Consider the following 18,088-nt stretch of genomic DNA (forward strand, 5'->3'; position numbering starts at 1 on the left):
GGTGGGCGCATGACCTGGAGTACGGCGGACATCCCGGACCTGACCGGACGACGGGCACTCGTCACCGGTGCCACCAGCGGACTCGGCTACGAGACCGCCAAAGAGCTCCTCAGGCATGGCGCCGAGGTGCTGATCGCAGCACGCAACCCACAGAAGACCTCCCAGGCGGCTCGTGACCTCACAGAGGCGACGGGCAGGGAGCCGGTACAGATAGAGCTTGACCTCGCCGACCTGTCGAGTGTTCAGCGAGCTGCCGCCCAGGTGAGCGAGAGCTACGACCGCCTCGACATCCTGGTCAACAACGCCGGCGTGATGGCGACGCCGTACCGGCTGACCATCGACGGCTTCGAGCTGCAGATCGGCACCAACCACCTCGGTCACTTCGCGCTCACCGGCCGCTTGATGCCGCTGCTGCGCGAAGGACGCGTGGTGACCGTCAGCTCGTTCATGCACAAGTCGGCGAGCAGCGTCCAGGAGGCCGACCTGCGGCAGTCGGCGAGCAACTACTCGAAGTGGCCGCAGTACAGCAAGTCCAAGCTCGCCAACCTGCTCTTCATGTTCGAGCTCGGCCGTCGCGTCCCCAGTGTGCTGAGCGTGGGAGCACATCCGGGTTACGCCTCGACGCACCTCCAGGCGGCCGGGCCGGAGCTGGCCGGCGCCAAGCTCACAGCCAAGCTCTGGGCTGGGTTCAACCTGTTCGCCCAGTCCGCGGCGGCCGGTGCCCAGCCAAGCCTGTACGCCGCCACGCAGGCCGATCTGCCGACAGGCACGTACGTCGGTCCGAGCTTCTTCGAGTATCGAGGCGCGCCCAAGGTGGTGCAGGCGACCCGGGCCGCGCAGGATCCCGAGCGAGCGCAGCAGCTGTGGGACTGGTCGGTCGAGGCGACCGGCGTCGACCCAGCACTCACCGTGCCCAGCTAGTGACAGAGCGGCAATCTTGTGGTTACCTTCCGGTAATTTCCCAGCCGGAGGTCGTCCCGTGCGCAGAATTGCCGCCGCCCTTGCCCTAGCCCTCCTGGCCGCGCTCGCCGTCGGCCCACCGGTGCAAGCGGCCCAGCCCGGCTTCGCCACGAAGTACGAACGCATCCAAGGCGCCGGCGGTATCCAGATCGGTGCCGTCGTCCTCACGCCGACCGGTCAGGGCAGCGGCCCGTTCCCGCTCGTGGTGATGCCGTCCAGTTGGGGCGTCCCCAACCTCGAGTATGTCGGTCAGGGCGCCAAGCTGGCGAAGTCCGGCTTCCAGGTCATCTCCTACTCCAGTCGCGGCTTCTGGGACTCCGGCGGCGGCATCGACATCGCCGGACCGCCCACGGTCGCCGACGTCTCCAAGGTGATCGACTGGGCCGCCCTCAACACCCCGGCCGACACCAACAAGGTCGCCGCGGTAGGCATCTCGTACGGCGCCGGTACGTCGCTCCTCGCCAGTGCCGAGGACCCGCGGATCAAGGTGGTCGGCGCCCTCAGCGGCTGGGCCGACCTGGTCCGCTCGATCGACCCGAACGACACCGTCTCCCTCCAGGCCGTCGCCGGACTGCTTGCTCTCGGCAACATCACCGGCCACCCCGGACCGGAGATGCAGTCCCTGCAGACCAAGTTCCTCACCGGCCGGTACGACGATGCTGTCGCGGACGCCAAACTCCTCAGTCCCGTGAGGTCCGCGCAGACCGTGGTCGGCAAGATCAACGCCAACAAGCCCGCGGTGTTCCTCGCGAACGCCTTCGAGGACTCGATCTTCCCGCCGACCCAGTACACCGACTTCTTCACCGCACTGACCGTCCCGAAGCGGCTCCAGTTCGCACACGGCGACCACGCCACCCCGGAGGTACCCGGCGCGATCGGACTGCCCAACGAGACCTGGGACGAGCTCGTCGCCTGGATGCGCCACTACCTGAGCGGCGCGGACAACGGCGCCGACACCGAAGAGCCCGTTCAGCTGAAGTCCCAGGCCGGCACGTGGCGTGGATACGACAGTTGGGCCGCAGTCGGTCAACCGCGGACGTCGTACCTCAGCAAAACCGGACTCCAGAGCAGCCAGGCAACAGGTTGGCAGCGCGGCATCGCAGCCGGCCTCCCGACCGTCGCGGACAGCGGGATCGCGCTGGTGTCCGGCGCTCTCCAGGGACTGCTCTCCATCCCAACAGGCGTGGCGACACCCCTGATCGATCGATCATTCGCCGGCGTGTGGACCGGAGAGGTCTACCCGGATCGCACGCTGATCAACGGATCCCCGCGACTGTCCTTTACGGCGACACCCTCCGTAAAGGACACTTCACTCTTCGCGTACCTCTACGACGTCAACGCGCTAGGAGTCGGATCCTTGATCTCGCATAAGCCGCTCACCTTGCGAGGGGCAACCCCCGGCAAAGCCGTCCCGATCGATCTGCGCCTGGAAGCCACCAGCTGGGAGGTCCCGGCCGGTCACCACCTCACTCTCGTCGTCGACACTGTCGATCCGCGCTACCTCGGCCGCAGCTCGGTCGGAAGCTCGGTCACCTTCAGTTCGCCGGCCAATAGCCCGGCGTACCTGAGTGTCCCGGTGGCCTCGTGACCACCACGCGCCGGGGATTCCTCGGCCTCACCGCTGCCGCCATCGCCGCCGCGCCGCTCAAGGCCAACGCCGCCGCCACGAAGTACCTCTACCACGGCAAGTACGGCGACGGTGTCGGCATTGCCTCGTACGACGCTGCCGGCAAGATCACGTCAACCGGCGTACTGACAGGTGTCGCCGACCCGTCCTTCGTCATCCGCTCGGGCAACTTCCTGTACGCCGTCAACGAGCAGGAGGCCGGCGCGGTCACCGCGATCGCGATCGATGCCCCCGGCAAACTTCGGCGCATCAACAGCAAGCCCAACAAGGGTTCTGGCCCTTGTCACCTGGCGGTTGCCGGGAGCTACCTACTGAGCGCGAACTACGGATCTGGTGACATCGCCGTCCACAAGCTGAATGCCGACGGCGGCATCGGCACTCAGACCGATCTGGTCAAACACGCCGGTACCGCTCCGCACGCGCATCAGATCGTCGTCAAGGGCAACTACATCCTGGCTGTTGACCTGGGCACCGACTCGGTCTACACATACACGCTGGCGAACGGAAAGCTCGCTCTCAAGCAGCAGCTCATACTCACCACCGGTTCCGGTCCGCGGCACCTCGCGTTCCACCCGTCCGGCAACATCGCCTACGTGGCGAACGAGCTGAATAGCACGATCACCGTCTGCAGCTACGTCGACGGCAAGCTCACCGCGCTGAACAGCCAGACCACCGTCCCGGCCGGTTCGCCGACGAACTACCCGGGCGAGGTTGTCGTCTCCGCGGACGGCCGCTACGTCTACCTGACCAATCGCGGCCACAACAGTGTGGCGGTCTTCGAGACATCCGGCAGCACCCTCACGCTCAAGGCGACGCCGAACGCCGGCGGGGTCTGGCCGCGGCACGCGATCATCGATCCGACCGGCACGCTGCTGTTCGTCTCCAATCAGAATTCGGGCAACATCGTCACCTTCGCGGTCGACCTCGCGTCCGGGAGCCTGACCCAGAAGAGCTCGTTCGCCACCACGACCCCAGTGTGCGTCAGTGTTTGATTCTGATCGAGGTCTTGCGTTCTCACGTTGAAATCTTGTGCTTTTGAGAAAACAACGCTGTCATTGAGGCGCCTTTCACCGCCCCGAAGGGAGCTTCCATGCTCAAGCTTGTCGGCGCGGGCGCCCTCGCGGCCGCGGCAACCCTCGTGCCGACGGCGCACGCCGCCCCGGCTGAGTGGCACCGCGGCACCCCGCCGCTCAGCACTCCGTGGACGGACGACGTCACGCCGTCCAACGCGCTCCCGGACTACCCGCGTCCGCAGCTCACCCGCCCGGAGTGGCGCAACCTCAACGGCCTGTGGGAGTTCGCCGCCGCAGCGCCGGGGGAGCAGCCGCCCGTCGGTCGCACGCTCGCCGAGAAGGTCCTGGTGCCCTACCCGATCGAGTCTGCGTTGTCCGGCATCCAGCGGCACGAGGACCGGATGTTCTACCGCCGGACCTTCACCGTCCCTCCGCAGTGGAAGGGCCAGCGCCTCGTCCTGCACTTCGGTGCGGTCGACTACGACGCCAAGGTCTGGGTCAACGGCCGCCTGGCGGCCACGCACCGCGGCGGGTACGACGGTTTCGACGTCGACGTCACCAACTACCTCCACCGCAGCGGTCCGCAGGAGCTGATCGTCGGCGCCGAGGACCTCACCGACGAGACCTTCCAGCCGATCGGCAAGCAGCGTGAGGTTCCCGATCACGGGATCTTCTACCAAGGCAGTTCCGGCATCTGGCGCACGGTCTGGATGGAGCCGGTCAACACCGCATCCATCGACCGCCTGCAGCTCACACCGGACCTCCCCGGCAAGGCGCTCAAGGTCACGGCGGACACCACCGGTCCGGCGAACCTGGACGTCGAGGTCACCGCGTACGACGGTCGTCGTCAGGTGAGCCGGGTTCGCGGCAAGGCCGACACCGAGCTCCGGGTCCCGATCCCGAACCCGAAGACGTGGTCGCCCGACAAGCCCTTCCTGTACGACCTCAAGGTCCGCCTGATCGATCGCGGTAAGACCGTAGATCAAGTCGGTTCGTACGCCGGAATGCGGTCGGTCGGCCTGGTCAAGGGGGCCGATGGCAAGCTTCGGATGGGCCTGAACGGCAAGGTCCTGTTCAACCTCTCCACGCTGGATCAGGGCTTCTGGCCGGACGGCCTGAACACGGCCCCGACCGACGCCGCGCTGCGCTTCGACCTCGAGCAGCACAAGCGCCTCGGATTCAACACCGTCCGTAAGCACATCAAGGTCGAGCCCGATCGCTGGTACTACTGGGCCGACAAGCTCGGCCTGATGGTCTGGCAGGACATGCCCGCGACCAAGACCGCGGAGATCCCGGAGCCGTGGCGCGCGCAGTTCAAGTCCGAGCTGCACGAGATGGTCGACGAGCACAAGAGCTTCACCTCGATCACGGTCTGGGTGCCGTTCAACGAGGGCTGGGGTGAGTGGGACAAGACCGAGACCGGCCAGATCGCCGACTCGGTGAAGGCACAGGACCCGTCCCGGCTCGTCAACGCCCACAGCGGGATGAACTGCTGCGCCTCGAAGGGTGACTCGGGTCGTGGCGACCTGATCGACCATCACGCGTATCTCGGCCCGGGGACGCCGTCACCGGCAGGCGAACGGGCCGCGGTCGACGGTGAGCACGGCGGATTCGGCCTGAAAACCCAGGACCACATGTGGTTCGGCGACGGGTTCGCGTACGAGATGACGCCGGACAAGGCCACGCTGACCAGACGGTACGTCGAGAACCAGCGCGACGTCCTGAAATCGGCCAACCAATGTGGCATCAGCGGTTCGGTCTACACCCAGATCACCGATGTCGAGGGTGAGCTGAACGGCTTCTTCACCTACGACCGGCAGGTCCCGAAAATGGACTTCGCCCAGGTCCGCACGGTCAATCAGCAGATCATCGCGGGCGCGGACGGAACCGGAACCGGCGGACCGCAACCCGGTCCCGGCACACCAGGTGCCGACGGCATCCATTTCTACCCACTCGACGGCAACGGTGAAGATGCCGTCGGCAACAACGACGCCACGCTCGTCAACGGCGCGACGTTTGCTCCCGGCAAGAATGGTCAAGGCGTTGCAGTCAACGGATCCAACCAGTACGTCGACACTGGTGCCGCGCTGCTCGACACCAGCGGCAACTACACGGCCAGCGCCTGGGTGAAGCTCAACAAGGTCGACGGCTTCCAGACCGTGGTCAGTCAGGACGGCGATCGCGACAGCGCGTTCTTCCTGCAGTACTCCGGTGCGGATCAGCGGTTCGCGATGAGCTTCCCGGGCGTCCGGGCACTCGCGCCGACCAAGCCGAACCCGGACCAGTGGTACCACCTCACCGGCGTCCGGGACGCGACCAAGGGCGAGCTACGCCTGTACGTCGATGGCCAGCTGGCCGGCGCGAAATCCGCCTGCAGCCTGGACTCGACCTCGACCGGCAACACCGTGATCGGCCGGGCGAAGTTCGGCGGGAACCAGGTCGACTTCCTCGACGGCACGGTCGACCAGGTGCACGTCTTCGACCGCGCGCTGACCGATCAGGAGGTCAAGGCCTTGTACGACTCTGGTCGCTGACACTCAGGCTGAAGATGCGAGGCCGTCGCACACCACCGATCCTGGACAGTACATAGCGATCAGGAGGAGGTGGGTGCGATGGCCGCGCCAAGTCACGTGCTCGCGCCTCATCCGGTGCACAAGTTCCGCCCACCTCGCTTCGGCCTCGGCGGTTCGCGGCTCGGCGATCCCGCCGGGGAAGCGACGATCGACGCGGCGTACCAGGCCGGCATCCGCTTCTTCGACACCTCACCGGCCTACGGCGACTCAGAATCCACACTCGGTACGGCGCTCAGCCGTCGCCCGCGCGGTGAGTTCCTGGTCTCGACGAAGGTGGTCGGCGCGGACACCGAGGAATCGGTCCGGGGGAGTATCCAGCGACTCGGCCTCGGGGCCGATCTCGTGCTGGTCGAGGACGCAATCGCAACGGCGTACCCGATCCTTGACGGTCTTAAGCGCCAAGGGGTGATCAAGGCGATCGGCGCCGCCTCGACCGACTGGCAAGTGCTTGATCACCTCGTCCGCGACCACGAGCTGGACTGTGTCTTGCTGGCCGGGCAGTTCTCGCTGCTCGACCAAAGCGCGCGACCACTGCTGGATCGCTGCCTCGCCCGCGGCGTCTCGGTGATCGTGTCCGGCGTCCTCTCGCCGGAGGTGCTGCACAGCGACAGCGTGCAGGCGCGGCGGATCTCCGCGGTCTGCGAGCGGTACGGCGTCTCGCTGCCGCAGGCCGCGCTCGCCTTCCCGTCCCGGCACCCAGCCGTCACCTCGGTGCTGATCTCGGCCGCCAGCCCGGCGGAGATCCGGGCCGACGCAGCCCTGGTCCGGCAACCCGTACCGGCAACGCTCTGGCGGGACCCCGAGTTGCTGCGTTTGCTAACGTAGACGGCAGGTCCTGCGCTACTGCAGGCCCCGGACGAGTGGCGTCGTACCCGGTCGGTGACAAGACGACGCCCGCCCCCTGGAGGGGCTTCTCCGATGCATGCTGTCGATGTTTTCGAGATCGTCGGTGCACTGATCATTCTGATCGCCTTCGCGGCCGCCCAGGCCGGACGGCTGCGCCAGCGCACCCTGACCTACCAACTGCTGAACTTCCTTGGCTCCGGCCTGCTGGCCGCGATCGCCCTCCAGGAGTCGTCATGGGGCTTCCTGCTGCTCGAAGGCAGCTGGGCGGTGATCAGCCTGATCGGCCTGCTCACGCTACGAACCGAACGTGAGCCGCAGCAGGTCTAGAACTTGTCGCCTGGGTTTGTCGAGGTCGGGCTCGACGAGCCGCCCGGGGTCAGCGGAATGGTGCCGGTCGGATTCGGCGTCACCGGCGTACTGGGCTGTTCGGTCATCGGTGGCGGAGTGGTCGGCGTGATCGTCGTCGTGACCGTGTTCGTCGGCGTCGGGATGACCGGCGGCGGATCGAGCGGCGGCGAGTCCTTGAACAGCTGCCAGGCCAGGAACACGGCCAGCGCCATGATCAGCAGCATCGTCGCCAGCGCGTACCAGATCGCGTTCCACGACGGCGGCCGCAGCGCGGTCGGCCACGGCAGCGGCCAGATCCGGAACAGACCAGGACGCCGCCGGTTCTCCCAGTAGTGCCGGAACTCGGGTCCACGCCGCCGCCCCTGCTGCGGGATCCGGTCCATCAGTACGGCGGACAGCACGTCCTCGCCGCGTCGTTCGGCCAGCAACCGCTCGTCCGACGCGGCGCTGGACCCGTCGTCCTCCCGGATCGGCCCGAAGGCCGCCCAGAGCGCGAGATCGTCGTCGTCCTCGTCGTTGTGCGCCAGTACGACGTCCTCGGGCAGCGAGTCGACCGCGAACACGAACCGGTCGCGGGCCGCCGCGTCGTCGGCCGAACCCTCGGTCATCATCGCGACCACGGCGTTGCGCCCGTGCTCGTCACTGGCCGTGTACAGATAACCGGCGGCATTCGCGCCCAGCCGGCCGCGCAGCCAGAACTCACCGACCCGCGGCGGGTCCTCCGGCTGCAGCGGGAGCGCGGCAGGAATCAGCGACACTGGCGCCTCCACCGGCGGCTCGGCCGGTTGCACCTCTGTCTGTGATTCGGTCGCAGTCATCACCCCAATCCCACCACATCCCTGGTAGCACTGTCGCAACTCCCCAGGAACTCCGGAGGATTTGAGTCGCCGGGGATGATGGGCGCGGTGGGCCGTGGAGCGGCGGACCCGCGGATCTGATGGAATGGCCGGTGTCGAACGCATCGGGGAGTGACAAGGTCCGCACTGTGGACCCCGGAAGGACAGGCATGACCGAAACCACTGTGCCGGCTGGATCGGTGGCGCAGCAGTCCCGGCTGATCAGCGAGGCACTCAGCGAGGTCAAGCGGGTGATCGTCGGCCAGGAGCACATGGTCGAGACGCTGATGGTCTCGCTGCTCGCCAAGGGTCACTGCCTGCTCGAGGGCGTGCCGGGTGTCGCCAAGACGCTCGCGGTGCGGACCTTCGCCTCCGTGGTCGGCGGGTCGTTCGCCCGGATCCAGTTCACCCCCGACCTGGTGCCGTCGGACATCGTCGGGACCCGGATCTACCGGCAGACCCGCGAGGCCTTCGACATCGAGCTCGGGCCGACCTTCGTGAACTTCGTGCTGGCCGACGAGGTGAACCGGGCCCCGGCCAAGGTGCAGTCGGCGATGCTCGAGCTGATGGCCGAGCGGCAGGTGTCGATCGGCGGCCAGACCTTCCCGATGCCGAAGCCGTTCATCGTGATCGCCACCCAGAACCCGATCGAGTCCGAGGGCGTCTACCCGCTGCCGGAGGCGCAGCGGGACCGGTTCCTGGTCAAGATCGACGTCCCGCACCCGCGCGGGCACGAGGAGTTCGAGATCCTCCGCCGGATGAGCGTCGACCCGCCCGAGGCGCGGCCGGTGCTGCAGCCGGAGACGATCATGGAGCTGCAGCGGACCGCCGAGCAGGTCTTCGTGCACAACCTCGTCGCCGAGTACGCCGTCCGCCTGGTGATGGCGACCCGGACGCCGACCGACTTCCACCTGCCCGACCTGGAGCCGATCATCGAGCTCGGCGTCAGCCCGCGGGCGACGCTCGGCCTGATCGCCGCCGGTCGCGCGCTGGCCCTGATCCACGGCCGCGACTACCTGCTGCCGAGTGACATCCAGACCGTCGCGCTCGACGTGATGGGTCACCGCCTCGGCCTCACCTTCGACGCGGTCGCCGACAACATCGACCCCCGCGCGGTCATCGAGCGCATCCTGGCCACCGTCCCGCCGCCCCAGCCGGTCTGGCGCGACGGCTCCGACGGCCAGGGCCGCCCGGAGTTTGTCTAGTGGCCAACCGTCCCGACCCGCGAGCTGCGATGACGATCTCGCAGCTTGCGCCCGAGCGTGCGTTGCGACGGTTGGAGCTGACCGTCGTACGGCGTCTTGAGGGGTATCTGCACGGTGAGCACATGGGGCTGCTGCCTGGTCCCGGCACCGAGCTGGCCGAAGCACGGGAGTACCAGGTCGGCGACGACGTCCGGCGGATGGACTGGGCGGTGACCGCCCGGACGACGATCCCGCACGTGCGGGACCTGATCGCGGACCGTGAGCTGGAGACCTGGGCCCTGGTGGACCTGTCCGGCTCGATGAACTTCGGGACGTCGACGATGGAGAAGCGCGAGCTCGCCGTCGCCGCGGTGGCCACGGTCGGGTTCCTGACCCACCGGCTCGGCGACCGCTTCGGCGGGCTGATGCTGCGGGACTCCGCATTGCGGCGCTGGCCTGCGCGTTCCGGTCGCCTCGCCTTGTACGGTCTGCTCCGCGCACTCCTGGCCGAGCAGTTCACGGCCGAGGCGTCAGCGCACCGCAGTGACCTGTCCGCGGCCCTGGAGTCGATGGCCCGGACGCAACGCAAGCGCGGCCTGCGCGTGGTCGTGTCCGACTTCCTCACCCCCGAGGACGGCGAGATCGACGCGCGGCTCGAGCCGTCCTGGGAGCGGGCGATGCGCAAGCTGACCGCCCAGCACCAGGTGCTCGCCGTGGAGATCGTCGACCCGCGCGAGCTGGAGCTGCCGAACATGGGCGTCGTGATGATCGGCGACCCGGAGACCGGCCAGGTCCGTGAGCTCGACACCCGCCGGCGCAAGGTCCGCGAGGCCTTCGCGACCGCGGCGCTGGCACAGCGGGAACGAACCCGGATCGCCCTGCGTAGGGTAGGTGCGGGCCACCTGGTCCTGCGGACCGATCGTGACTGGGTCGCCGACACCGTGCGGTTCGTGCTCGCCTACCGGCGGATGGCACCCCGCCTGCACCAACCGCCGAAGGGAGTGGCTCGCTGATGGAGTTCCTGTCTCCCAGCAGGTTGTGGTTCCTGCTGCTCATCCCGGCGGTCGTCGCGGTCTACATCTACCTGCAGCACCGCCGCGCGCAGTACGCGCTGCGCTTCACCAACATCGCCCTGCTTGACCGGGTCGCACCTCGGCGCCCGCAGTGGCGCCGGCACCTCGCGGTCACCTTCGCGCTGCTGTCGGCGCTGTCGTGCATCGTGGCGTTCGCGCAGCCCAAGGCCAAGGTCAAGGTGCCGCGCGAGCGGGCCACGATCGTGGTCGCGATCGACGTCTCGCTCTCGATGATGGCCACCGACATCGACCCGAACCGGCTCGAGGCGGCGAAGAAGTCGGCGAAGAACTTCGTCAACCAGCTGCCGGCCAAGTTCAACGTCGCGCTGGTCAACTTCGCCGGATCGGCCTCCATCATCGTGCCGCCGACCACCGACCGGGCGACCGTGCTGCGGTCGATCGACGGACTGGACCTGGCCGAGTCGACGGCGACCGGTGAAGGCATCTTCACCTCGCTGCAGGCGCTCACCCAGGTCCCGCCGGACCCCGACCACCCCAACGACCCGGCGCCGGCACGCATCGTGCTGCTGTCGGACGGCAAGCGGACGGTCGGGCGCACCGCGCAGGAAGGCGCGCAGGCGGCCAAGGCGAAGAAGACCCCGGTCTATTCGATCTGCTTCGGCACCGACTCGGGCTTCATCGAGATGGACGGGATCCGGCAGCGGGTGCCACCGGACCGGGCCGAGCTCCGCAGTGTCGCCGAGATCAGTGGCGGCAAGGCCTACACTGCGGAGTCGGCCGGTGAGCTGGAGGACGTCTACAAGGACATCGGCTCCTCGGTCGGGTACGACGAGGTGGACAAGGAAGTCACCTCCCGGTTCGCCGGTATCGCGATGCTCTTCGCGCTGATGGCCGCCGGTGCTTGTGTCGCCATGGCTTCCCGCTTCCCTTAAACAACGCAGTCCGTAAGCACTAAGCCTCGTCGGCGTACGTCGTCAGCCAGGCCAGTGCCGAGTTCCAGTTGATCGCCACCTCGTTGGTGGAGTACGACCCGATCTCGTCGATGTAGCACTTCGCCGGAGCACACCCGACGAGGTTGCGCTGGGCAACGGGATCCTGCAGGCCGGAGTTCGGGCCACCGGCCAGGGATCCCGGGTACGGCGACGGCAGGGCCGGGTTCAGCGAGTGGGCCCAGAACCGGTGGTGCTGGTTGTGGCTGTTGCGCTCGCCGTACCCGGTCACGTAGGACTGGTTGATCGCGTTCCGCCCCAACAGGTAGTCCAGCGATTCCAGCGCCGCCGACTTGTACGACGGTCGCCCGGTGAGATCGGCCGCGATCGCGAGGATCATCGCGTTGTTCGCCGTACCGGAGTTGGATCCCCACACGTACTGACCGTCGGTCGGCTTGTAGGGGTTGGCGTAGCCCTGGGACCGCAGGTCGGCAAGGTAGCTGTCGGCAACGGTCGAGATCCGGTGGATCAGCTTGAGCCGCTCGATGATCGACAACCTGTACGGCGCTCGCGCGAGCGCGAGATCCGCCAGCCCGCCGGTCTCCTGCCAGGAGAAGCCGTCACTCGCCTTCAAAACCGTGGTGATCTGTTTCTTGTACGACGCTTTGCCCGTGGCAGCGAACAGTTCGGCCGCGGCCCAGGAGAACTCGTCGGTCACCTTGACGTCGTCGTACGCCCCGCCGCCGACACCACCGTCCGGCGCATAGATTGCCGGATGGGCGGCAGCAGCCTTCCACGCCGTCTGCGCGGCCGACAGGCAGCGAGACGCGAGCGCGTGATCCCAGCGGGCGTAGACGCGGGCACAGCGCGCCCCGATGGCAGCAACGTTGAGGGTCGCGGCAGTCGACGGCGGGTAGAGGTACCGCTGCTGCGGGTCGGCGGCCGGGGCGAGTGCCAGCCCGGTCCAGGCGACATCGTGAATCTTGTGATGCACCATGCCGGCCAACGGCTGACCCGCCGGGACCTGCATGCTGAGCAGGAAGTCGATCTGCCACTTGGCCTCATCCAGCACGTCCGGCACCCGGTTCGTGTTCTCAGGAATCTTCAAGGTGGCGTTGTCGTCCGACTCCTCGTACAGGTCGAGCAGTTGCCAGGCCGCGAGCGCGCCGTTCACGACGTACTTGCCGTGGTCGCCGGCGTCGTACCAGCCGCCGCGGACGTCGAGGCTGTAGTCGCAGGAGCCGGGGTAGCAAGGTACCGAGGTGTCACCTTTGTTCGGCGCGACGCCGAGGTGACCGGCTGCGCGCGCCCACGCGTCACCGACGTACTTGGCCTCGATCGGGATCCCGCTGCGGTTGTTGTAGAAGTACTCGAGCGAGTCCTGTCGCAGGGCGGAGTACAGGTTCTTCTCGATGTCGAACGGCTCACTGACGTCGTCGCCGACCACCAGTGTGAAGCCAGTGCCTGAGCGCTTGTAGCTGCCGAAGTCAATCAGCTGCACGCTGTCGCCCGACATCGCATCCGGCCCGTACGGCGAAGTTTTGCCCGCGGCAACGATCTCGTTGCCGGAGTCAAGGAGCTTCCAGTCCAGGGGAGTGGTCGCCGTCGTCACGTACGTCGCGCGGTGCGGACCGCTCGGCACGTAACCGAGCTGGTTGACCCGGACCGGCGAGCCGAAGTCGCGTACCCCACCAGGTGGCACGACTCCGCCGGTGACCGAGATGTTGTCCAGGCACAGCGTGTACGCCTCGTGCGGTCCACCGGCCTGGAACGACATCTGACCGTGCGTATCGGTGACGGGTGAGTTGCCCGTGAAGCTGAAGCTCTGCATCGTCGTACCTGCCATGACGGTCTTGTTCAACACTGTGCCGTGCGGTGGACCCTGCTGCTGCAGGACCGCCTGGAACTTGATCGGCTTGCTGGCCGACGCGTCGAACTTCAGCGTGTACGGCTGCCCCTGCTCCAGCGGTACGTCGTCCTGGCCGATCATCGAGTCCCAGGGATTGACCGTGCCGGCCGGGACCTGGGCGCACAGCTGCCCGCCGGAGACCGTCGACGGCGTGGTCGAGCTGGTCCACCACGGCTCCTTCTCGGTGTCGAAGGTCCCGTTCAGGATGCGCTCGTACGGCGGATCGGCCGCGGTGGCCGCGGTCGGGACAAGGGTGGCGGCCAGGACGGTGAGCGCGGCTGAGCCGGCGATCACCACGGATCGTCGTCGTACGGGCATCGGGGTGCCTCCGGGAGAAGCTGGGAGCGCTTGCAGAATGTCGGGCGGGTCTGCAAGCAAGGTGGCGCCATGCTGCCCACGCCCCCTGGCCGTGTCAAGACTGAAACAAGCGTGAAATGGGGACTTCACAAATGCCGGGCAATCGCTTACCGTCTGCTGGAAGCGCTCCCAGTTTCGACCAGTTTCCCTGGAGGATCAGATGTCGGCAAGGTGGTTCATTCCCGCGCTCGGAGCGGCCGTAGCTCTGGTGGCGGTGGCCGGGTGTGGGGGCTCGGGCACCGACGAGGCGGCCGACGGCACGATCACGTTGACCGTGAAGACGTTCAGCCAGTTCGGCTACGAGGACCTCTACACGCAGTACGAGGCCTCGCACCCGGGCATCAAGATCAAGGCCGACAACATCGCCAAACTCGCCGACTACACGCCGAAGCTGCAGCAGTGGCTGACCGCGGGCAGCGGCGCCGGCGACGTGGTCGCGCTCGAGGAGGGCATCCTGGTCAAGCTGATGGCCAAGCCCGACCAGTTCGCGAACCTGCTCGACTACGGCGCCGCGAGTCTGAAGCCCAACTTCCTGGAGTGGAAGTGGAACCAGGCGCTGACCACCGACGGGTCGAAGCTCGTCGGTCTCGGCACCGATGTCGGTGCCCAGGGCATGTGTTACCGCACCGACCTGTTCGCCAAGGCCGGGCTGCCGACCGACCGCGAGAAGGTCGGCGCGCTGTGGCCGACCTGGGACCAGTACCTTGCCACCGGCAAGAAGTTCGCCGCCGCGAACACCGGCGCCAGCTACTTCGACAGCTCCGGCGCGATCTACCAGAACATGCTGATGCAGCAGGGCGACACGACGTACTTCGATCGCAGCAACAAGCTGATCGTGGACAGCAACCCCGGCGTCCGCAAGTCCTGGGACCAGACCGTGGCGATGGTCGACGCCGGGCTCTCCGGCAAGCTGCAGATGTGGAGCCCGGCGTGGAACGCGGGCTTCAAGAAGGGGACCTTCGCGACGATCCCGTGCCCGGCGTGGATGCTCGGCATCATCAAGGACCAGGCCGGTCCCGAGAACGCCGGCAAGTGGGACGTTGCCCGGGTGCCGGGGCAGGGCGCGGTCCGCGGTGGCTCGTTCCTCGCCGTACCGGCACAGAGCAAGCACCCGAAGGAGGCCGCCGAACTGGCCAAGTTCCTGACCAGCCCTGAGGGTCAGACCGCGGCCTTCAAGGCGAAGAACAACTTCCCGTCGGCGCCGAAGGCCATCGACGACCCGGCGGTCTCCGGTGCCAAGAACGAGTACTTCAACAACGCGCCGGTCGGTCAGATCTTCGGCAAGTCCGCCAAGGAGCTGAAGCCGGTCTACCTCGGCCCGGACAACCAGCAGGTCGGTGACGCGATCGGCGACGCGCTGACCGCCGTCGAGCAGGGCAAGCTCAAGCCGGATGAAGCCTGGACCAAGGCACTGGCCGACTCCCAGCGAGCCGTCGGCAAGTGACGACTGAAACCCCTGTCCGTCCGGCGCGCGGGACCACCCGCGCGCCGGACGGCTATCGCCCCAGCCGGTGGAGCCGGTTCGATCTGCACGGTTCGCCGTACGTGTTCATCGCGCCGTTCTTCCTGCTGTTCACCGCGTTCGGTCTCTTCCCGCTGATCTACACCGCGTGGGTGTCGCTGCGGTCCTGGGACCTGACCGGTGACGCCGGGTTCGTCGGGCTGGACAACTACAGCCGCCTGCTCGGCGACCCGGACTTCTGGAACGCGCTCGTCAACACGCTCGGCCTGCTCGTCCTCGCGACCGTCCCGCAGTTGCTGCTCGCATTGATCGTCGCGGCCCTGCTCAACCGGCCGCTGCGAGCACTGCTCTTGTTTCGGCTCGGTGTTCTCGCGCCGATCGTCACGTCGGTCGCCGCGGTGGCGATCGTCTTCGGTCAGCTCTACGGCCGCGACACCGGGCTGGTGAACGGGCTGCTCGGACTGGTCGGCGTCAGCCCCGTCGACTGGCAGGCGAGCAAGCTGACGTCCTGGATCGCGGTCTCGAGCATGGTCAACTGGCGCTGGACGGGGTACAACGCCTTGATCTACCTGGCCGCGATGCAGGCGATCCCGCGGGATCTCTACGAGGCCGCGCAGATCGACGGCGCCGGCGCGGTCCGGCAGTTCCGCAACATCACCGTGCCGCTGATCCGGCCCGCACTGATCTTCACCGTGGTGATGTCGATCATCGGTGGGATGCAGTTGTTCACCGAGCCGCTGCTGTTCGGGCAGGGCGATGTGTCCGGTGGAAGTCTGCGGCAGTTCCAGACCATCGCGATGTACATGTTCGAGCAGAGCTTCCAGAACTTCGACTACGGGTACGGATCCGCGGTCGCCTGGATGATCTTCCTGCTCACCGTGCTCGTCGGCGTCGTCAACCTGCTGATCGGCCGGCGGTTGCGGGGAGGCACCCAGTGAAGCAACAACGCAATCCGCTCGTTTACCTGACCCTGCTGGTCAGCCTGGTGTTGTCGATCTTCCCGCTCTACTGGCTGTTCGTCGTGGCGACCCGTTCCAATGATGTGGTCGGTCAGTTTCCGCCGCCACTGGTCCCGGGCGGCAATCTCGGCGCGAACATCCAGCGGCTGTTCGGCTCCGAGGCCGAGGAGGCGCACTTCGCCCGCGGCCTGCTCAACTCCGCGATCGCGTCGGTCTGCGTCACGATCTCGGTCGTGTTCTTCTCCTCGTTGGCCGGGTTCGCGTTCGCCAAGCTGCGGTTCCGCGGCCGCAACGCGCTGCTCATCTCGGTGCTCGCGACGATGATGGTGCCGGTGCAGATGGGCATCGTCCCGCTCTACATGGTGATGGTGAAGCTCGGCTGGCAGAACCACCTGCAGGCGGTCATCGTCCCGTTCCTGGTGTCGGCCTTCGGCGTCTTCCTGATGCGCCAGTACGCCGAACGCGCGATCCCGGACGAGTTGATCGAAGCAGCCCGCCTGGACGGCTGTACGACGTTCGGTCTGTTCGTGCGAGTGGTGTCACCGGCCCTGCGGCCGGGCGCCGCCGTACTGGGGCTGTTCACGTTCATGGGCACCTGGAACGAGTTCCTCTGGCCGCTGGCGGTGATGGAGGCGGACAACCCGACCGTCCAGTTCTCGCTCAGCCAGCTCGCCACGCAGTACTACACCGACTACACACTGATGTTCACCGGGACGCTGATCGCGACCGTGCCGCTGCTGCTCGTCTTCATCCTCTTCGGGCGGCAACTCATCAGCGGCATCATGGACGGCGCAGTCCGGTCCTGATGCCATACCCTCTATCCACTCCACCAACGAAGGATCGCCCGTGACCCAGCAGGCCAGACGGCAAGTGACACTCGACGAGGTCGCCGAGCGCGCCGGTGTGTCCCGGTCGGCGGCGTCCCGGGTGATCAACAACGCGCCGCATGTCAGCAGGGCGAAGCGGGAGGCCGTGCAGCGCGCGGTCACCGACCTCGGCTACGTGCCGAACGCAACGGCTCGCGCGCTGGCCACGCAGCAGGTGGGCGCCGTCGTACTGGCGATCTCCAGCGACAATCCGCAGGTGTTCGCCGACCCGTTCTTCGCCGAGGTCGCGGTCGGGGTGAACTCGGTGCTCGAAGAGACCGAGCTGGAGCTGGTGCTGCAGTTGGCGACGTCGACGCGCGGCCAGACCCGGCTCGAGCAGGTGTTGCGCACTCGGCAGGCCGACGGCGTGATGCTGATGTCGATGCACGGCGACGATCCGATCGCGCGCCTCGCCGAGGAGTCCGACATACCGGTCGTCTTCGGTGGTTCGCCGGTGAACTTCGAGCCCAAGTACTACGTGGATGCGGACAACCGCGGAGGTGCGCGGCTGGCCACTGAGCACCTGGTCGCGACTGGCCGGACCCGGATCGCCACCATCACCGGCCGGATGGACGAGGGCGCGGGCACGGCGCGGTACAAGGGTTATCAGGAGGCGCTCGCGATGGCCGGGCTGGATGCGAGCCGCGTTGTGTACGGCGACTTCAGCGAAGAGAGCGGTGGGCGCGCGATGGAGCAGTTGCTCGCCGAGCACCCGGATCTCGACGCCGTCTTCATCGCCTCGGATCAGATGGCGATCGGCGCGATGCGGGTGCTGAAGGATGCCGGTCAGGCGATTCCGGGTGATGTCGCGGTGGTCGGCTTCAACGACGTCGTACTGGCGCGGCACACCGATCCGCCGTTGAGCACGGTCAGCCAGCCGATCCAGTCGCTCGGCCGGGAGATGGCGCGGATGCTGCTCGCGCTGATCGCGGGGGAGTCGCCGACCCCGCTGATCCTGCCGACAAAGCTCGTCCACCGGGCGACCAGCTGACACACGCACGAAGGGCGCGGATCCTGTCCCGAGGATCCGCGCCCTTCACGTGGTGCGGCCGCTGTTTGTGATAACCGGGGGTGTCCCGACACCCGGTGACCCAGCGGCCACGGCCCCTCCACCCTTGTGGAATGTCTGATGCTCACTCTGCCCGAAAAGTTCGGGGTTTGTCTGTGCCCTTCAAAGCTTTCTTC

The 18,088-nt window shown here is 67.3% G+C and carries 15 protein-coding genes and 1 riboswitch; of the genes, 13 read left to right on the forward strand and 2 right to left on the reverse strand.

What is annotated here, in order from left to right; genetic code table 11:
* Nucleotides 1-9 precede the first annotated feature (9 nt).
* From ACFVWG_RS24365 to ACFVWG_RS24390, 6 genes are all read left to right on the forward strand, one after another.
* The gene (locus ACFVWG_RS24365; RefSeq protein WP_391545686.1) at nt 10-921 is read left to right on the forward strand and encodes an oxidoreductase; all 912 of its coding nucleotides are present in this window, start codon (nt 10-12) and stop codon (nt 919-921) included.
* Between the two features lie 58 nt (nt 922-979).
* Nucleotides 980-2,548, forward strand: coding sequence for a CocE/NonD family hydrolase (locus tag ACFVWG_RS24370; RefSeq protein ID WP_391545687.1), 1,569 nt, complete (start codon nt 980-982; stop codon nt 2,546-2,548).
* Nucleotides 2,545-3,579, forward strand: coding sequence for a lactonase family protein (locus ACFVWG_RS24375; RefSeq protein ID WP_391545688.1), 1,035 nt, complete (start codon nt 2,545-2,547; stop codon nt 3,577-3,579). Before ACFVWG_RS24370 ends, ACFVWG_RS24375 begins: the two co-directional genes overlap by 4 nt.
* Before the next feature lie 98 nt (nt 3,580-3,677).
* On the forward strand, nt 3,678-6,134 hold the full coding sequence (locus ACFVWG_RS24380; RefSeq protein ID WP_391545689.1) for a LamG-like jellyroll fold domain-containing protein: 2,457 nt from the start codon (nt 3,678-3,680) through the stop codon (nt 6,132-6,134).
* A 78-nt stretch (nt 6,135-6,212) separates the two neighbouring features.
* Nucleotides 6,213-6,998 carry an aldo/keto reductase gene (locus ACFVWG_RS24385; protein ID WP_391545690.1) on the forward strand — a complete coding sequence of 262 codons (786 nt, stop codon included), beginning with the start codon at nt 6,213-6,215 and terminating at the stop codon, nt 6,996-6,998.
* Between the two features lie 4 nt (nt 6,999-7,002).
* A riboswitch (guanidine-III (ykkC-III) riboswitch) is annotated at nt 7,003-7,070 on the forward strand.
* 21 nt (nt 7,071-7,091) lie between these two features.
* Nucleotides 7,092-7,346: a hypothetical protein gene (locus ACFVWG_RS24390; RefSeq protein ID WP_391545691.1), complete on the forward strand. Its 255-nt coding sequence runs from the start codon at nt 7,092-7,094 to the stop codon at nt 7,344-7,346.
* Here ACFVWG_RS24390 and ACFVWG_RS24395 read toward each other — a convergent pair.
* Entirely contained in the window at nt 7,343-8,185 is an 843-nt protein-coding gene (locus ACFVWG_RS24395; RefSeq protein WP_391545692.1) for a hypothetical protein, read from the reverse strand. The genes ACFVWG_RS24390 and ACFVWG_RS24395 overlap by 4 nt on opposite strands.
* Before the next feature lie 188 nt (nt 8,186-8,373).
* Between ACFVWG_RS24395 and ACFVWG_RS24400 the strand changes: the two genes are divergently transcribed.
* From ACFVWG_RS24400 to ACFVWG_RS24410, 3 genes are read left to right on the forward strand one after another with little or no spacing between them, the layout of a single operon-like run.
* On the forward strand, nt 8,374-9,408 hold the full coding sequence (locus ACFVWG_RS24400; RefSeq protein ID WP_391545693.1) for an AAA family ATPase: 1,035 nt from the start codon (nt 8,374-8,376) through the stop codon (nt 9,406-9,408).
* Nucleotides 9,409-9,437: 29 nt separating this feature from the next.
* Nucleotides 9,438-10,400, forward strand: a complete 963-nt coding sequence (locus ACFVWG_RS24405) for a DUF58 domain-containing protein (protein WP_391545694.1) — start codon at nt 9,438-9,440, stop codon at nt 10,398-10,400.
* A complete protein-coding gene (locus ACFVWG_RS24410) occupies nt 10,400-11,353 on the forward strand; it encodes a VWA domain-containing protein (RefSeq protein WP_391545695.1) in 954 nt (317 codons plus the stop codon). Before ACFVWG_RS24405 ends, ACFVWG_RS24410 begins: the two co-directional genes overlap by 1 nt.
* A gap of 19 nt (nt 11,354-11,372) precedes the next feature.
* Here the strand turns inward: ACFVWG_RS24410 and ACFVWG_RS24415 are convergent, their stop codons facing one another.
* Nucleotides 11,373-13,577, reverse strand: a complete 2,205-nt coding sequence (locus ACFVWG_RS24415) for a glycoside hydrolase family 9 protein (protein WP_391545696.1) — start codon at nt 13,575-13,577, stop codon at nt 11,373-11,375.
* 199 nt (nt 13,578-13,776) lie between these two features.
* Here ACFVWG_RS24415 and ACFVWG_RS24420 point away from each other — a divergent pair, with 199 nt between their 5' ends.
* The 4 genes from ACFVWG_RS24420 to ACFVWG_RS24435 are packed head-to-tail and all read left to right on the forward strand — an operon-like array spanning nt 13,777 to nt 17,894.
* Complete coding sequence (locus ACFVWG_RS24420) at nt 13,777-15,060, forward strand: extracellular solute-binding protein (RefSeq protein ID WP_391545697.1); 1,284 nt, start codon at nt 13,777-13,779, stop codon at nt 15,058-15,060.
* Nucleotides 15,057-16,016 carry a carbohydrate ABC transporter permease gene (locus ACFVWG_RS24425; protein WP_391545698.1) on the forward strand — a complete coding sequence of 320 codons (960 nt, stop codon included), beginning with the start codon at nt 15,057-15,059 and terminating at the stop codon, nt 16,014-16,016. Before ACFVWG_RS24420 ends, ACFVWG_RS24425 begins: the two co-directional genes overlap by 4 nt.
* Nucleotides 16,013-16,843 carry a carbohydrate ABC transporter permease gene (locus tag ACFVWG_RS24430; protein WP_391545699.1) on the forward strand — a complete coding sequence of 277 codons (831 nt, stop codon included), beginning with the start codon at nt 16,013-16,015 and terminating at the stop codon, nt 16,841-16,843. Before ACFVWG_RS24425 ends, ACFVWG_RS24430 begins: the two co-directional genes overlap by 4 nt.
* 40 nt (nt 16,844-16,883) lie before the next feature.
* Nucleotides 16,884-17,894 (forward strand): LacI family DNA-binding transcriptional regulator, encoded by a 1,011-nt coding sequence (locus ACFVWG_RS24435; RefSeq protein ID WP_391545700.1) that lies wholly within the window; start codon nt 16,884-16,886, stop codon nt 17,892-17,894.
* Nucleotides 17,895-18,088: the final 194 nt, after the last annotated feature.

Origin of the sequence: Kribbella sp. NPDC058245 (assembly GCF_042882005.1) — a bacterium.
Taxonomy (GTDB): Bacteria; Actinomycetota; Actinomycetes; order Propionibacteriales; family Kribbellaceae; genus Kribbella.

Coding starts and splice junctions, on each gene's coding strand:
- ACFVWG_RS24365 (WP_391545686.1), top strand. CDS start 10: ATGACCTGGAGTACGGCGGACATCCCGGACCTGACCGGACGACGGGCA.
- ACFVWG_RS24380 (WP_391545689.1), top strand. CDS start 3,678: ATGCTCAAGCTTGTCGGCGCGGGCGCCCTCGCGGCCGCGGCAACCCTC.
- ACFVWG_RS24385 (WP_391545690.1), top strand. CDS start 6,213: ATGGCCGCGCCAAGTCACGTGCTCGCGCCTCATCCGGTGCACAAGTTC.
- ACFVWG_RS24390 (WP_391545691.1), top strand. CDS start 7,092: ATGCATGCTGTCGATGTTTTCGAGATCGTCGGTGCACTGATCATTCTG.
- ACFVWG_RS24395 (WP_391545692.1), bottom strand. CDS start 8,185: ATGACTGCGACCGAATCACAGACAGAGGTGCAACCGGCCGAGCCGCCG.
- ACFVWG_RS24400 (WP_391545693.1), top strand. CDS start 8,374: ATGACCGAAACCACTGTGCCGGCTGGATCGGTGGCGCAGCAGTCCCGG.
- ACFVWG_RS24405 (WP_391545694.1), top strand. CDS start 9,438: ATGACGATCTCGCAGCTTGCGCCCGAGCGTGCGTTGCGACGGTTGGAG.
- ACFVWG_RS24410 (WP_391545695.1), top strand. CDS start 10,400: ATGGAGTTCCTGTCTCCCAGCAGGTTGTGGTTCCTGCTGCTCATCCCG.
- ACFVWG_RS24415 (WP_391545696.1), bottom strand. CDS start 13,577: ATGCCCGTACGACGACGATCCGTGGTGATCGCCGGCTCAGCCGCGCTC.
- ACFVWG_RS24420 (WP_391545697.1), top strand. CDS start 13,777: ATGTCGGCAAGGTGGTTCATTCCCGCGCTCGGAGCGGCCGTAGCTCTG.